The following is a 14,778-nucleotide window of genomic DNA, read 5'->3' as shown; positions in this document are numbered from 1 at the left end:
GCATTCCGGTTCTGATTGAATCAGAACCGGAGCCCTGGGCTCTTCGCTCGACGCGTCTTCTTCACGCGAACCGGCGTCCACTTCGCTCGGAAACGCTCTAATTCGAGCCGAACATGAACTTGCCGTCGCCCTCGAGATAGGGCCCGGAGCGCATGTAGAGCTGGCCGTTATGGCCGATGAAGAACAGCGTCCCTTTCGGCACCTTCTTGGCGCCCTTCAGCAGCGTGTTGGCATTGCTGGTCCCCATCTTGTAGGCCCAGGTCTTGCCGTCCTTGTCATAGGCGTAGCCCATGTCGGTCTTCAGCTCCCAGGGCGCGGCTTCCTGCGCGAATGCGCATGTCGTCATCGCAGCAAGGGTCGCGGTCGCAATAAAGGTCTTGGTCAAAAAATGCGTCATGATCCACCTCCGGCCGAAAAACGGCGTCGTCCCCACGTTCTTGAACAAATCACGAACGGCGTTCGCGCGTCAATACGACAATCGGCGCGACCGCGCGCTGACATCAGCGACTTTGTGATTTCCCGAGTCAAGCTTGGCGACTATCTTCGCGTTACCGTTTACAAACGCTTCGATTGCAGGAAACACGACCTGGGGATGATCAGGATGAAGCACGTCATGAAGATTGGTATCGGTGTCGCTCTGTCGTTCATGGCGCTGGCGTCAGTCGCGCGGGCGGACGAGTTCAAGCTCTCCAACAACCAGCGGATCTCCTGCAGCCGCGGCCTGTCGGCCGGCAAGCTCAACACCTCGACCTGCAAGTCCTACGCCTATCTGTTCAACGCCAAGACCTCGGAATATTTCCGCTGCCAGGTCTCGCTGGCGCTGACGCGGGACAACAAGGAAGTCATCAACGTCCAGGCCGACGGCGGCTGCACCAAGAAGCCGCGCATCTTCGACACCGACGGCAATTATGCGTTCGACGCCACCGAGACCGAGCCGCCGAACACCAATTCGTTCTTCGGCACCGGCGGCTATGCGATCTGGGCCAGCGACACCAACACCCAGAAGGTCCGCGGCTGCATCACCATCTCGTCCGGCCTCGGCTCCGATATCTCGAAATGCCTCGACATGACGTTTCAGTGATGGCGGCGCTGATCGCGTGATGCGTTTGATCGCGCGCGGCGGGGCGCTGCGCGCGATCGATCGCGAAGCTCGGGCCTGACCGCAGGCGGTGCCTCAGGAGGCCGGCTCTTTCTCCGAGAAGTGCATGCGAGAACGGGCGAACTTCTTGACGCCCATCGGCTTGCCGAACAGGTAGCCCTGGACCTGATCGAAATCCATCTCGTGCGCGGCGAGAAAATCCGCGCGCGTCTCGACCCCCTGGGCGACGGCCTGCGCGCCGGCATCGTGGGCGAGCTCGACGATGCGCCGGCACACCGTCTGCTTCAGGCGCTGATCGGCGCAGCCGGTGACGTATTGATGATCGACCTTGAGCTGGACGAACGGAAAGTTCGGCAATCCCAGCAAGGACGGCCAGTTGGCGCCGACATTGTCGATCGAGATGCCGATATTGTGCAGGCGAACGCGCCTTGCGACCTCGACCGCAAGGTCGAGATTGTCGATCACCTCGGTGCTGTCGACCTCGATCAGCAGGCCGGCGAAAGCCGCATGGTCCGGAATCCGGTAGCAGAGCTCGCGCACCGCATGGTCGTCCGCGAGAAACGAGATCGGCAGATTGATCGAGAGATTGATCGGCCCGATCTGTTCGATGAGATAGCGCCAGTCCTCGATCGCGCGCTCGATCACGAACTCGGACAGTGCATGAAAATGCGGATCGCTTTCGTCGGGGATGAAGTAGGCCGGCGGCACGACGCCCCATGCGGGATGGCGCATCCGGATCAGTGCCTCGGCTCCGCTTGGAACCAGCGTCCGGAGATGAATCTTCTGCTGATACCACAGCTCGAGCCAGCCGGCCTTCAGCGCTTCGGGCACGTCCACCGCGGGGCTCGGCGCCGGTTCGAGCGGAAGCAATGACGCAAGACTGTCACGAAGGGTTCCAGCGCTGAACGGCGTGGACAGGGCCGGCAGCATGGCGATGCCGTACTCGTCGCCGATCTGGCGGACCGCCTTGACGATGATGGAGTCCGGTTGCCCGATGACGAGGACCTTGCCGCGATAGTCCTTTCTCACCAAAGTCTCGAGAATTTTACTGACTTCGATGCCGTCCACGGACACGCCGAGCACCAGAAGATCGGGCCGTTCCGCGTCCAGCACGGTGTCGAGTTCCAGGGCCTGGCCGCATTCGCTGGTGATGAAGCCGAGGTCTTCCAGCGCCTCTGCAAGGAAGGTTCGAAGGTGTTTTTTGCTGTCCGCAATGCACGCGCGCGGGGTCAGCTTGCGATGTCCGAACCATCCGGCTCGTGGTTGTGTGATGTGGCTGATGTGATTCATGCCCCGCCTTATCCGTAATTACCCCGGCTCGACTCGTACATCTAAGAACCCCGGCAATCATGGAAATTTCTGGTTCATACATTGATTGGCTCGCTAACCTTAAAGGATTCAATTCGAATCAAATGATGCTGGAATTGCCGCGTATCGCTGCGGTGACGGGTGCAACAAATGCGTCATCTGGCGTTCACGAGTGCGATCGCGCCCGACTTTGAACGTGCGCAGAAACGTTGCGCGCGTGTGCCATCGAGAGACGGTGTTAATGAATGTGTTGTCGCGTCGATGCGGGCGCGGATTTGCATCATTGTCGGACATCGGATCGCTTCGTGCGAACGTTCCGCAGGACAGCGCAAGCGAATCGCGGATCATCCGTTGTGTGATGCAGATGCCGTCATGCGTGACGTTGTCGTCGCCGTTCGCAACGTGCCCCAGACGTCGACCGTGCGTTCGTCCAGCATCGTAACCGGCACGGTCAGGAGATCGATCGCAAGGTAGGGGCCCGAGCTCGTCCGCATGTCGGCGAGGAAGAAGTCAACGCATCGAGCGCGCGCCCGACGGTCGACGTCCCGGACGGCTGCAAGTGATACCTCGCGGCGAGATTGCGCATCTTGCTCGCACGTGCGGAGCTCCGGTGCAGGTAAGGTGGTGCTGCCGTCAGGGATTTCGGCCGCGCATGCGTCATTTGGATGGGTTGACCCGGCAGGGGCTGTCCGGCCAATTTCCGGCCCGGCTTAGGGGAGAATAATGCTCATGAATTCAAGGTTGATGGCTGCCGCGATCGTGGCAGCCGGTGTTTTGTCGGCGCCGGTCGCGCAGGCCGAGCAGTTCATTAACGTGCTCACCGGCGGCACCTCGGGCGTCTACTATCCGCTCGGCGTCGCGATGGGGAAGATTTACGGCGAAAAGATCACCGGCGTGAAGACCCAGGTGCAGGCGACCAAGGCTTCGGTCGAGAACCTGGTGCTGCTGCAGCAGGGCCGCGGCGAGATCGCCTTCACGCTCGGCGATTCGCTGAAGGCCGCCTGGGAAGGCGACACTGAAGCCGGCTTCAAGACCAAGCTCGACAAGCTGCGCACCATCGGCGCGATCTATCCGAACTACATCCAGATCGTCGCCACCGCCGAAAGCGGCATCAAGACGCTGGCCGATCTCAAGGGCAAGAGCCTGTCGGTCGGTGCGCCGAAATCCGGCACCGAGCTCAATTCGCGCGCGATCCTCGCAGCCGCCGGCATGAGCTACAAGGACCTCGGCAAGGTCGAGTATCTGCCGTTCGCCGAATCGGTCGACCTGATGAAGAACCGCCAGCTTAACGCCACGCTGCAATCCGCCGGCCTCGGCGTCGCCTCGCTGAAGGATCTTTCGACCTCGAGCGAGATCAACGTCGTCGCCGTGCCGAAGGAGACCGTCGACAAGATCGGCTCGCCCTTCGTCTCGGTGATCATCCCGGCCAACACCTATACCGGCCAGGACAAGGACGTGCCGACCGCGGCGGTCGTGAACTACCTCGTCACCTCGAGCGCGGTGTCGGACGATCTGGCCTACCAGATGACCAAGCTGGTCTACGAATCGCTGCCGGAGCTCGCCAATGCCCATGCCGCGGGCAAGGAGATCAAGCTCGAGGCCGCCGCGACCGGCAGCCCGGTGCCGCTGCATCCCGGCGCGATCCGCTTCTACAAGGAAAAGGGCCTGATCAAGTAAGGCCGGTTGCTTCGAGCGTGCCATGGCCGGGCTGGACCCGGCCATGCATCTTTCCAAAGATGTTGATTTTTCGATGGATGCGCCGGGCGAGCCGCGCATGACGTGCAGCGGGGCGCTATAAACCTCGCGGGCACGGCGGGGGGACTGATTCAATGCAGCAGCAGGTTGCGAGCGAGCAGCCCATCAAGGTTGAATTCGACAATTTCGAGCATGGCTTCCCTGAAGGATTTGGTCCGGGCGCCTGGGGGCATCTGGCTTACGCCATCGGTCTCGCCTTCGCAGTGTTCCAGCTCTATGTCGCGGCCTTCAACTATCTGCCGAGCCAGGTGGTGCGCGGCGTCCATGTCGGCTTTCTGATCCTGTTGACCTTCGGACTGATCGGCAACTTCACCGCCAAGACCGATCTCGGCCGCGCGGTGAGCTGGATCGTCGGCGCGGCCGGTTTCCTCTGCGGGCTCTATCAGTGGATCTTCTACGCCGACCTGATCGCCCGCGACGGCGATCCGACCCACATGGACCTTGCGGTCGGCACGCTGCTCGCGATCCTGATCTTCGAGGGCACGCGGCGGCTGATGGGAGCGGCGCTGCCGCTGATGTGCGGCGCCTGTCTGCTTTACTGGTTCTTCGGCCAGTATCTGCCGTCGCCGTTCAATCATCGCGGCTATGATTTCGACCAGATCGTCACCCATCTCTCGTTCGGCACCGAAGGCTTCTACGGCGTGCCGATCTACGTCTCGGCGACCTACATCTTCCTGTTCATCCTGTTCGGCTCGTTCCTGGAACGCGCCGGCATGATCCAGCTGTTCACCGACGTCTCGCTCGGCCTGTTCGGGCGCACCCGCGGCGGCCCGGCCAAGGTCGCGGTGTTCGCCTCCGGCATGATGGGCACGATCTCGGGCTCCGGCGTCGCCAATGTCGTCACCGTCGGCCAGTTCACGATTCCCCTGATGATCAAGTTCGGCTATCGCCGCGCGTTCGCCGCAGGCGTCGAGGCCACCGCCTCGATGGGCGGCCAGATCATGCCGCCGGTGATGGGCGCGGTCGCCTTCATCATGGCGGAGACGCTCGGCGTGCCCTATTCGGAGATCGTCAAGGCGGCGGTGATTCCGGCGATCCTGTACTTCGCCTCGGCGTTCTGGATGGTGCATCTGGAAGCCGGCAAGCATGGTCTCGTCGGCATGAAGCGCTCCGAGATCCCGAGCGCCTGGAAGGCGCTGGTGGCGCGCTGGTACCTGGTGTTGCCGCTCGCGGCGCTGGTCTACATGCTGTTCGAAGGCTTCACGCCGCTCTATGCCGGCAGCATGGGGCTGGCGCTGACGGTCGCGCTGATCCTCGGCGCCAGCATCACGCTCGGCTTCTCCAACACCGTCGTGCGCTACATCTTCTGGATCGGCCTTGCGCTGGTGGTCGCCGCGGTGTCGCGCCACGGGCTCGAGATCGTCCCTGTCATCGGTGTCGTCGCCGGGCTGATCGTGATCGCGGCGATCACGCGCGGCGGCCGCGCCACGCTCAGGGCGTGCCGTGACTCGCTCGCCGACAGCGCCAAATCGGCGCTGACCGTCGGCATGGCCTGCGCCATCGTCGGCACCATCATCGGCATGATGACGCAGACCGGCGTCGGCACCATCTTCGGCAGCTGGATCATCGGGCTCGGCGCCAAGAGCCTGTTCCTGGCGCTGATCATGACCATGCTGCTGTCGATCCTGCTCGGCACCGGCATTCCGACGATCCCGACCTACATCATCACCGCGGCGCTGGCGGCACCGGCGCTCGCCAAGCTCGGCGTGCCCTTGATCGCGAGCCACATGTTCGCGTTCTACTACGGCATCATGGCCGACCTCTCGCCGCCGGTGGCGCTCGCCGCACTGGCGGCGGCGCCGATCGCCAAGGAGAATCCGGACAAGATCGGCTGGGAAGCGATGCGGATCGCGCTTGCCGGCTACGTCATTCCCTTCATCTTCGTCTATTCGCCGGCCTTGATGTTGCAGGGTGGCGATCCGATGGCGGCGCAACTCGGCTTCTACGGCGCGGTGGCGCTGGCGACCTTCAAGGCGCTGGTGGCGATCGCACTGTTCGGCATCGTCGCGATCGGCTTCCTGTTCACGCGGCTGAGCCTGATCGAGATTGCGGTTGCATTCGGTGCGGCGCTCTGCCTGCTCGGCGATTTTCCGTTCTCGGACACTGCGGGCTTCACGCTCGCCGCCGCGGTCGCGCTGTGGCAATGGCGGCAGCGCCCACGCAATGCGATGGCGGCGGCTTGAGCCTCTGCCTCACCTCGGCGGGGGTGGTGAAGACGCTGCAGGTCGCGGCCTTCACGCTCGCCTGGACGCATTCGATCGAGAAGACCGCCTGGCAGGAAGACTGGCTGGCCACGCCGGCCGGGCTGACGCTGCAACAAGCGCGTATCAAGGGCAGTGGCGCCGGCATGGAGCCGCCGCCGGAGGCGAAGCTCATCGGCGGCTGGTTGCAATGGTCGCCGCCGCCGGTGCCGAGGGCGGAGATCGTGCTCGGCAATTCCGGCGCGGCGGGCGAATGGCATCTTTGCCACGCGGGACGCTGCCAGACGCTATCGGAGATTTTCGGACATCCGATCGGTGCTAATGTCACCACGATGAGCGTTTGCGAGCCATAACAAACAACAAGGGAGAAAGACCGATGGATCGGCTCAAGGGCAAGGTTGCGATGGTGGTCGGGGCGGGCTCGATCGGGCCGGGCTGGGGCAACGGCAAGGCGACCGCCGTCACCTTTGCGCGCGAGGGCGCCAGCGTGTTCTGCGTCGATCGCAACGGCGCGGCGGCCGAGGAGACGGTCAAGATCATCACCGAGGAGGGCGGCAAGGCGGCTGCATTCACCGCCGATGTCTCGCGCGCCAGCGAAGTCGAGGCGATGGTCGCGGCCTGCCTGAAGGCCTATGGCCGCATCGACGTGCTCGACAACAATGTCGGTATCGCCGAGGTCGGCAGCGTGGTGGAGGTTGCGGAAGCGGAATGGGACCGCGTCTTCGCGGTCAACCTCAAGAGCGCCTATCTGTCGATGAAGCACGTCATTCCGGTCATGATCAAGCAGGGCGGCGGCTCGATCATCAACATCTCCTCGATCGCCTCGATCCGCCATGTCGGCATTTCCTATGTCAGCTACAATGCCAGCAAGGCGGCGATGAACCAGATGACGCGCTCGACCGCGGTCGAGTTCGCCTCCAGGCATGTCCGCGTCAATGCGATCCTGCCCGGGCTGATGAAGACGCCGATGGTCGCGCATTCGGCCGGGCTGGCGCAGAGCTACGCCAAAGGTGACGTCGAGGCGATGTGGCGCGCCCGTGACGCGCAGGTGCCGATGGGCCACATGGGCGACGCCTGGGACGTCGCCAATGCCGCGCTGTTCCTCGCCTCGGACGAATCGAAATATGTCACCGGCATCGAGCTCGTGGTCGACGGCGGCATCACCTCAAAGTCCGGGGCGTGAGCAACGAGTGCTCGCTTCACCTCTCCCAAGGGAGAGGTGAACCTCCGCTGCCGATCCAGTTCAACCCAAACTCTTCATGCGCTACGCCTCGACGCTGAGCTCGGCGCGGTCGAGCTCTTCCTCGACCAGATGGAAGGCGTCGTCGCCGATCGCCTCGCTGCGGCGCAGACCGAGCAGTGCCTGACGTGCGGCGGCGATGGCGCGGCGCCGCAGCGGATCCGCCGGCAGCTCGCGCGTACTCAACCCGCCATCGGTCTCGGCGCGCAGCAGCACGGCGCGGTATTCGAGCCGGAGGATCTCGGCCTCCTCGGACGGGTCGGAGTCGATCTCGTCGAGTGCGGCACGAAAGGCGACGCTGCGGGCGTGGGCGGCCTCGCGCCCGACCGGGTCATCGTCAGCGAAATTCAGCGCCAGGATCAGCGGCCGCAAGGTCAGGCCCTGGATCACCAGCGAGCCCAGCACCACGGCGAACGCGGTCAGCAGGATCAGGTCGCGAAACGGAAACCACTCGGGCAGTGCAAACGCCGCCGCCAATGTAACGATGCCGCGCATCCCGCACCACGACACGATGAAGCCGCGCTTCGGGGTCGGCACCGCCTCCACCACATGGGCGGGCAGCCAATGGCGCGCCTTCAGCGTGCGCAACAGCGCGCCGTAGGGCATCACCCAGAGGATGCGGGCGAGGATCACCACGGCGAGGATCGCGGCGGCGAAGCTGCAATATTTCCACCGCACCTCGGCGTCGAGGTCGGACCAGATCGGGCGCAATTGCAGCCCGATCAGCATGAAGGCGAGCACGTTGAGCACGAAGACGACGGTCTCCCACACCGTATAGGACGACACGCGCAGCCGCGCCGAGGTGCGGTCCGGCGCGGTGCGGGCGATGGTGATCGCATAGGCGATGATGGTGAGGATGCCGGACAGCCCGAGATGCTCGGCGGTGATCCACACCATGAAGGTGCCGCCGAACTGCGTGATGATCGCGCTCGGCGCCTCGGTGATGCGGCGCGTGATCATCATCCAGATCTGCGCGAACAAATAGCCGGCGGCAAGGCTGCCGACCAGCGCGACCGTGATGGACGGTATGAACTCACGGATCTTCATGTGCTCGGCGGCGACCAGGCCAACCGCGACCCGGTAGATCAGCAGCGCGCTGGCATCGTTGAGCAGGCTCTCGCCCTCCAGGATCTTCTGGATCCGGTAGGGCAGCTTGACCTGGCGCAGGATCGCGGTGGCGGCCGCGGCGTCCGGCGGCGCCACGATGGCGCCGAGCGCGATCGCAACCGGCCAGGGCATGTCCGGCCGCAGCCAGTGCGCGATCACGGCGACTGCCGTCGTCGTGACGCCGACCGCGACCACGACCAGCGTCGAGACCGGCAGCCAGTTGTTGCGGAGATCGCGCAGCGAGGTGTCGAAGGCGGCGTCGAGCAGCACCGGCGCGACGAACAGCGCCAGCGCCAGCTCCGGTTCCAGCGCCCAGGTCGGGGCCCACGGCAGCAACGTCAGCAGCACGCCGCCGATCGCCAGGAAGGTCGGGTAGGGCACCTTGATCCGCCGTGCCAGTGCTGACAGCGCCACCGCCGCGAGCAACAGGCCGATGATCCATTCGAACGTGAGCAAGGCGAACCCCCAAAGCGCGGCGCGCGACGTGCTGCTCCGAGTGCGACACCCGATTGCAGCCGATCGTCGCAATTGACGTATAATCCAGCGTGTGGTTTGGCGGCAAATGGCACCGCCCGAAATCGGAGCCGGTGGTACAGGCGCGGGATGTCTTGTCGGTGATGGGAATGCGACGCAACTCTGCAAATCTGGCTGTCGCGTTGATCTGCGCATGCCTGTCGGTCGCATCAGGCGTCGCGCGCGCGACCGGCAGCGAACCCGGCAAGGATGTGCAGGCCGATCCTGGCCCCTGCAATGCGGCGGTTGCGGCAGCCGATGACGACAGGATCGTCGAGGCCTGCGGCGCGCTGATCGACAATGAGAAGGCGACGAAGCCCGATCGCATCAAGGCCCTGATGGCACGCGCGGGCGCCTATGACCGCAAGCAGCTGATCGATCGCGCCATCGCCGATTACGACACCGTGCTCAAGCTCGATCCATCGCTTGCCGATGCCCACAATGCCCGCGGCGAGCTGTGGCGCCGCAAGGGCGACCGGCCGAAGGCGATCATGGATTTCGGCGCCGCCGTCAAGCTCAATCCCGATCACGCCGCCGCCAAGGCCAACTACAAATCGCTGTCGCTGGAGCTGGAGCGGATCGGCGCCATGATGGCGGTCGCCGGCAAGCCGAGCTTCGATTGCCGCAAGGCGCGCCGGCCGGTCGAGAAGGCGATCTGCGCCGATCCTGCGCTTGCCGATCTCGACCGCGAGATCGTCGCATCGACCTTTCGCACGGTGCGTGAGGCCGGGGATCCGCGCCAGGCGCGCGAACTGCAACGCGCGCAGGATGGTTTCATCGCCCGCCGCAATGCCGAATTCGGCAAGCCGGGTTATGACCTGCAAAAGGCGATGCGGGAGCGGTTGCGGCAGATCAACGGGGTCGACGGCAACTAGTGCTAACGTCCGTGAGTTTGCGGCTTGAATTATCGGTCAAGCCCATGACAATGACGGCCAAAGAGAGCCAACCATCCAGTCGTCATGCCCGGCCATGACGATGGAGTGAGGCGAGGGAGAGACGCGATGAACATCCAGCAGAGCCGGTATCATGAGGTGCATGCCCGCTCGCTTCGGGACCCCGAAGGGTTTTGGGCCGAGGCGGCGCGCGAGATCGACTGGATCGAGCCGGCGAAGAAGATCTTCGATCCCACCGTGGGCGCCTATGGACGCTGGTTCACCGGCGCCGTGGTCAACACCTGTTACAACGCGCTGGATCGGCATGTCGCCGGCGGCAGGGCTTCCCAGGTCGCGCTGATCCATGATTCCCCGCTCACCAACTCGATCACCAAATTCACCTATTCGGAGCTGCTGAAGGAGGTGCAGACGCTCGCCGCGATCATGCAGGATTTCGGCGTGGCCAAGGGCGATCGCGTCATCCTCTATATGCCGATGGTGCCGGAGGCCGTGGTCGCGATGCTCGCCTGCGCGCGGATCGGCGCGGTGCACAGCGTGGTGTTCGGCGGCTTCGCGGCCAAGGAGCTCGCGACCCGCATCGACGACGCCAAGCCGAAGCTGATCTTCTCGGCGAGCTGCGGCATCGAGCCCGGGCGCATTGTCCAGTACAAGCCGCTGCTCGACGAAGCGATCCGCCTCGCCGCCACCAAGCCGGATACCTGCATCATCCTGCAGCGGCCGCAGCAGGCGTGCGAGCTCACCGCGGGCCGCGATCATGATTGGGCGACGCTGCGCCTCGCCGCGTTCGATGCCGGCAAGACCGCGCCCTGCGTGCCGGTCGCCGCGACCGATCCGCTCTACATTCTCTACACGTCGGGCACGACCGGAATTCCGAAGGGCGTGGTGCGCGACAATGGCGGCCATCTCGTCGCGCTGAAATGGTCGATGGAAAATCTCTACGGCGTCAAGCCGGGCGAGATCTGGTGGTGCGGCTCCGACATCGGCTGGGTGGTCGGCCACTCCTACATCGTCTATGGCCCGCTGATCCACGGCGCGACCACGATCATGTATGAGGGCAAGCCGGTCGGCACGCCGGATGCCGGCGCATTCTGGCGTGTGATCAGTGAGCACAAGGCGGTTGCCTTCTTCACCGCGCCGACCGCGTTCCGCGCGATCAAGAAGGAAGATCCCGAGGGCAAGTTCATCCGCAACTACGATCTCTCCAGCTTCCGCACCCTGTTCCTCGCCGGCGAGCGCGCCGATCCGCCGACGGTGGAATGGGCCGAGCAGCAGCTCAAGGTGCCGGTGATCGATCACTGGTGGCAGACCGAGACCGGCTGGTGCATCGCGGGCAATCCGGTTGGCTTGGGCATGCTGCCGGTCAAGCACGGTTCGCCGACGGTGCCGATGCCGGGCTATCAGGTCGACATCGTCGACGAGGCGGCGAAACCTGTGCCGGCGGGCACCATGGGCTCGATCGTGATCAAGCTGCCGATGCCGCCGGCCTGCCTGCCGACGCTGTGGCAGCAGGACGATCGCTTCAGGGACGCCTACCTCTCGGAATTCCCCGGCTACTACAAGACCTCGGACGCCGGCTACAAGGATGAGGACGGCTATGTCTGGGTGATGGGCCGCACCGACGACATCATCAATGTCGCCGGCCACCGGCTCTCCACCGGCGGCATGGAAGAGATCCTGGCCTCGCATCCCGATGTCGCCGAATGCGCGGTGCTCGGTGTCAAGGATGCGATCAAGGGCGAAGTGCCCTGCGGCTTCCTGGTGCTGAAGGCCGGCGTCACCAAGGCGCCCGATCAGGTCGAGAAGGAAGTCGTGGCGCTGGTACGCGAGAAGCTCGGCCCGGTTGCCGCGTTCAAGCTCGCGATCACGGTGGGACGGCTGCCCAAGACCCGCTCCGGCAAGATCCTGCGCGGCACCATCAAGAAGATCGCCGACGGCGAGTCCTGGACCATGCCGGCGACGATCGAGGACCCGAAGGTGCTCGACGAGATCGGCGAGGCGCTGAAGGGCAAGGCGTAACCGCGATTGTCGTCGGTGCTTTGCTCTGTTCGGTGGAGAGACTGCCGGTGTGGCCACCCCTCTCCCTAACCCTCCCCCGCAATGGGGGAGGGAACCCTTCGGCTAGTGCCTCCCTGACGTAGAGCGAGTCGTGGGCGGCATGCGGTTGACGCTGTCTCGCGTCAGGTGAGCACGCGCGTCAGGCTCCCTCCCCCCTTGCGGGGGAGGGTGGGGAGAGGGGTGGCCCCGGGCGCGATGATCGATGCGCGCACCATCGCGCAATCGGGCCGCGTCTCGAAACGCATCCGGAAGCAAATCGGCCTTGATTTTGATGGATTGCCGGGTCATCCCGGCCTTTCAAACTCACAGGCCACCAGATACGGACCACCGGATGCGATCCATTTCCGCACGCGCGCCTCTCGCATTGCTGCTCGCACTGCCGCTGCTGGCAGGTTGCCTCGAACGCGGGCGATCGCCGATCGCGGAGAGCATGGGCGACGACGATCAGTATTGCCAGGCCGGCGGCAAGGTGGCGGTCGGCACGCCCGAATATGTCGCCTGCCGCAAGGACCGCGACGTCCAGCGCCAGAACGCCGAAGCCCGCACCGACCGGCGGCAGCGCGATCTCGGCGAATACATGATGAACAATCCGGACCGGCACTAGCGCGGTGATTGCGGCCCTGCCGGAACGCGACAGGATCGGAGAGCTCGACGGGCTGCGCGCGATCGCGCTTCTGATCGTCGTCATCTGGCACTATTTCGGCGCGCCGGACGGGCCAGCGAGCTGGCCGTGGAAATTGCTGCATGTCGGCCGCTTCGGCGTCGACCTGTTCTTTATCCTGTCCGGCTATCTGATCACCGATATCCTGCTGCGGCACCGCACGGCTGAGCGATATTACTCGGCGTTCTACGGCAGGCGTGCGTTCCGGATCTGGCCGCTTTACTACCTGATGTGCGCCTGCGCCCTGATCGGTTGGTATTTCGCGCTGAGCCCCGATCTGTTCGACACCCGAGGCGTGCCCGGCTGGCTGTATCTGTTCGGCTTGCAGAATTTCGGCATGGCCAAGGCACAGACCGATGGCGCCTATTTTCTGGCCGTCACCTGGTCGCTTGCAATCGAGGAGCAGTTCTATCTGCTGTTTCCATTGCTGGTCCGCAACATCCCGCCCGAGCGGCTGTTCGCGATCCTGCTGGTGCCGATCCTGATCTGCCCGATCGGGCGCCTGATCGACAGCGCGCTGCCGGACGCCTATGGCTGGTACGTGCTGCCGCAATTCAGGATCGATTCGCTTGCGACCGGCGCGCTGATCGCCTGGTGGCGCCTCTATCGCAAGCCGGATGCCTATATCTCCAGGCTTGTCGCAAACATCCTCAAATGGTCGAGCATCTCGCTTCCGCTGCTGTGGCTGTTCGGATGGAAGCGCTGGTCGGTGGCGTTCTCGCACACCCAGGTCGAGATCTTCTTCGGTGCGCTGCTGTTCGTCGTGCTGGAAAATCGCGGTTCACCAAGATTAGCACTGCTGCGCAGCTCGGCCGCGACCTTCTTCGCCAGAACCTCCTACGCGGCGTATCTCACCCACCACGTCGTCGTGTACCTGCTGTTCGCCGTGCTCCATGAGCCGAGAACAATCAAGAGCCTCGCCGGAATCTCGCTGACCTTCGGCGCGCTCGTGCTGACCTTCGGGCTGTGTGCCCTGAGCTATCGCTACTTCGAACGTCCGCTGCTCGATTTCGCCCACCGGCGCTTCTCGTTCGCCTGAGCGAAGGCGCGTGCGGGGATCATGGCTATTCGTGCCCCTAAAAGAAAAACGCGGCGGGGTGGCCCGCCGCGTTTGGTATCCGCTCGTCGCGCTGCGACGTCCGCGCCTACTCTTCGTCGTCGGCCTTCTTGCCGCCGATCGTCTTCAGCTTGGCGAACACGGCATCGACGTTGAGATCGTCGTGCCGCTCGATCGGCTGATCGTCGAGCTCGTCCTTGCGCGTGGTCTCGGAGGCCGGCAGCAGCGTGGCGCCGCCATAGACGGTCGTGGTCGGCTTCTCCTTGGCGGCGCGCTGCACCTCGAAATCGAGCTCGATCTGCGAGCACAGGCCGAGCGTCACCGGGTCCATCGGGGTCAGCGTCGAGGCGTTCCAGTGGGTGCGGTCGCGCACGCTCGCGATCGTGGTCTTGGTGGTGCCGACCAGCCGCATGATCTGGGCGTCCTTGAGCTCGGGATGGTTGCGCACCAGCCAGAGGATCGCGCTCGGCCGCTCATGGCGGCGCGACACCGGGGTGTAGCGCGGGCCCTTCTTCTTGGCGGCGGAGGGCAGCACCACCTTGCTCTCCTGGAGCCTGAGGCGATAGTTCTGGTCGCGTTCGCCGCGCTCGATCTCCTCGCGCGTCAGCTGGCCGTTGGAAATCGGGTCCATGCCCTTGATGCCCTGGGCGGCGTCACCGTCGGCGATGGCGCGGACCTCGAGGGGGTGCATCTTGGTAAAATCGGCCACCTGATCGAAGGTCAGGGCGGTATTGTCGACCAACCACACGGCAGTCGCCTTCGGCATCAGCGGTGCGTTGCTCATGGCAAATCTCCTTTGTGCTTCGCCCACCTCTGTCGAGGCGAAGCTGGTAGTCATCGGCGATGACGGGAATTATGCCGCCTATATAAGCCCTCCGGGGGGAATGGC

The 14,778-nt window shown here is 64.4% G+C and carries 13 protein-coding genes; 9 read left to right on the top strand and 4 right to left on the bottom strand.

The window, feature by feature from the left end:
* Positions 1–97: 97 nt before the first annotated feature.
* On the bottom strand, positions 98–397 hold the full coding sequence (locus ACTUWL_RS11580) for a hypothetical protein (RefSeq protein ID WP_021076396.1): 300 nt from the start codon (positions 395–397) through the stop codon (positions 98–100).
* A gap of 204 nt (positions 398–601) precedes the next feature.
* Here ACTUWL_RS11580 and ACTUWL_RS11575 point away from each other — a divergent pair, with 204 nt between their 5' ends.
* Positions 602–1,081 carry a hypothetical protein gene (locus ACTUWL_RS11575; RefSeq protein WP_021076397.1) on the top strand — a complete coding sequence of 160 codons (480 nt, stop codon included), beginning with the start codon at positions 602–604 and terminating at the stop codon, positions 1,079–1,081.
* A gap of 93 nt (positions 1,082–1,174) precedes the next feature.
* Here ACTUWL_RS11575 and ACTUWL_RS11570 read toward each other — a convergent pair whose 3' ends face one another.
* A complete protein-coding gene (locus tag ACTUWL_RS11570; RefSeq protein WP_021076398.1) occupies positions 1,175–2,389 on the bottom strand; it encodes an EAL domain-containing response regulator in 1,215 nt (404 codons plus the stop codon).
* 747 nt (positions 2,390–3,136) lie between these two features.
* Between ACTUWL_RS11570 and ACTUWL_RS11565 the strand changes: the two genes are divergently transcribed.
* From ACTUWL_RS11565 to ACTUWL_RS11550, 4 genes are all read left to right on the top strand, one after another.
* Positions 3,137–4,084 carry a TAXI family TRAP transporter solute-binding subunit gene (locus ACTUWL_RS11565; protein ID WP_021076399.1) on the top strand — a complete coding sequence of 316 codons (948 nt, stop codon included), beginning with the start codon at positions 3,137–3,139 and terminating at the stop codon, positions 4,082–4,084.
* 152 nt (positions 4,085–4,236) lie between these two features.
* Complete coding sequence (locus ACTUWL_RS11560; RefSeq protein WP_021076400.1) at positions 4,237–6,345, top strand: TRAP transporter permease; 2,109 nt, start codon at positions 4,237–4,239, stop codon at positions 6,343–6,345.
* Entirely contained in the window at positions 6,306–6,716 is a 411-nt protein-coding gene (locus ACTUWL_RS11555) for a DUF1850 domain-containing protein (protein ID WP_035649751.1), read from the top strand. The genes ACTUWL_RS11560 and ACTUWL_RS11555 overlap by 40 nt, the downstream gene beginning before the upstream one ends.
* Positions 6,717–6,739: 23 nt before the next feature.
* The gene (locus ACTUWL_RS11550) at positions 6,740–7,546 is read left to right on the top strand and encodes an SDR family NAD(P)-dependent oxidoreductase (protein ID WP_021076402.1); all 807 of its coding nucleotides are present in this window, start codon (positions 6,740–6,742) and stop codon (positions 7,544–7,546) included.
* 81 nt (positions 7,547–7,627) lie between these two features.
* Here ACTUWL_RS11550 and ACTUWL_RS11545 read toward each other — a convergent pair whose 3' ends face one another.
* On the bottom strand, positions 7,628–9,166 hold the full coding sequence (locus ACTUWL_RS11545; protein WP_021076403.1) for a cation:proton antiporter: 1,539 nt from the start codon (positions 9,164–9,166) through the stop codon (positions 7,628–7,630).
* A gap of 167 nt (positions 9,167–9,333) precedes the next feature.
* On the opposite strand from ACTUWL_RS11545, the gene ACTUWL_RS11540 reads away from it, so the two are divergent.
* The 4 genes from ACTUWL_RS11540 (at position 9,334) to ACTUWL_RS11525 (ending at position 13,871) form a co-directional block, all read left to right on the top strand.
* On the top strand, positions 9,334–10,098 hold the full coding sequence (locus tag ACTUWL_RS11540) for a hypothetical protein (protein ID WP_035649807.1): 765 nt from the start codon (positions 9,334–9,336) through the stop codon (positions 10,096–10,098).
* Between the two features lie 126 nt (positions 10,099–10,224).
* Positions 10,225–12,132, top strand: coding sequence for a propionyl-CoA synthetase (locus ACTUWL_RS11535; protein WP_021076405.1), 1,908 nt, complete (start codon positions 10,225–10,227; stop codon positions 12,130–12,132).
* Between the two features lie 370 nt (positions 12,133–12,502).
* A complete protein-coding gene (locus ACTUWL_RS11530) occupies positions 12,503–12,775 on the top strand; it encodes a hypothetical protein (RefSeq protein WP_021076406.1) in 273 nt (90 codons plus the stop codon).
* A gap of 4 nt (positions 12,776–12,779) precedes the next feature.
* Positions 12,780–13,871: an acyltransferase family protein gene (locus ACTUWL_RS11525; RefSeq protein ID WP_021076407.1), complete on the top strand. Its 1,092-nt coding sequence runs from the start codon at positions 12,780–12,782 to the stop codon at positions 13,869–13,871.
* A gap of 106 nt (positions 13,872–13,977) precedes the next feature.
* On the opposite strand, the gene ACTUWL_RS11520 is transcribed toward ACTUWL_RS11525, so the two are convergent.
* Positions 13,978–14,673: a DUF1013 domain-containing protein gene (locus tag ACTUWL_RS11520; RefSeq protein WP_021076408.1), complete on the bottom strand. Its 696-nt coding sequence runs from the start codon at positions 14,671–14,673 to the stop codon at positions 13,978–13,980.
* Positions 14,674–14,778 lie beyond the last annotated feature (105 nt).

It is taken from the genome of Bradyrhizobium sp. WCU1, assembly GCF_053474805.1.
Note: the sequence above shows the minus strand (reverse complement) of the source record. Positions and strands in the feature narration are given on the sequence as shown.

Excerpts from the sequence above, each read along its gene's own strand:
- ACTUWL_RS11580 (WP_021076396.1), bottom strand. The coding sequence starts at position 397 with ATGACGCATTTTTTGACCAAGACCTTTATTGCGACCGCGACCCTTGCT.
- ACTUWL_RS11575 (WP_021076397.1), top strand. The coding sequence starts at position 602 with ATGAAGCACGTCATGAAGATTGGTATCGGTGTCGCTCTGTCGTTCATG.
- ACTUWL_RS11570 (WP_021076398.1), bottom strand. The coding sequence starts at position 2,389 with ATGAATCACATCAGCCACATCACACAACCACGAGCCGGATGGTTCGGA.
- ACTUWL_RS11565 (WP_021076399.1), top strand. The coding sequence starts at position 3,137 with ATGAATTCAAGGTTGATGGCTGCCGCGATCGTGGCAGCCGGTGTTTTG.
- ACTUWL_RS11560 (WP_021076400.1), top strand. The coding sequence starts at position 4,237 with ATGCAGCAGCAGGTTGCGAGCGAGCAGCCCATCAAGGTTGAATTCGAC.
- ACTUWL_RS11555 (WP_035649751.1), top strand. The coding sequence starts at position 6,306 with ATGGCGGCAGCGCCCACGCAATGCGATGGCGGCGGCTTGAGCCTCTGC.
- ACTUWL_RS11550 (WP_021076402.1), top strand. The coding sequence starts at position 6,740 with ATGGATCGGCTCAAGGGCAAGGTTGCGATGGTGGTCGGGGCGGGCTCG.
- ACTUWL_RS11540 (WP_035649807.1), top strand. The coding sequence starts at position 9,334 with ATGCGACGCAACTCTGCAAATCTGGCTGTCGCGTTGATCTGCGCATGC.
- ACTUWL_RS11535 (WP_021076405.1), top strand. The coding sequence starts at position 10,225 with ATGAACATCCAGCAGAGCCGGTATCATGAGGTGCATGCCCGCTCGCTT.
- ACTUWL_RS11530 (WP_021076406.1), top strand. The coding sequence starts at position 12,503 with ATGCGATCCATTTCCGCACGCGCGCCTCTCGCATTGCTGCTCGCACTG.
- ACTUWL_RS11520 (WP_021076408.1), bottom strand. The coding sequence starts at position 14,673 with ATGAGCAACGCACCGCTGATGCCGAAGGCGACTGCCGTGTGGTTGGTC.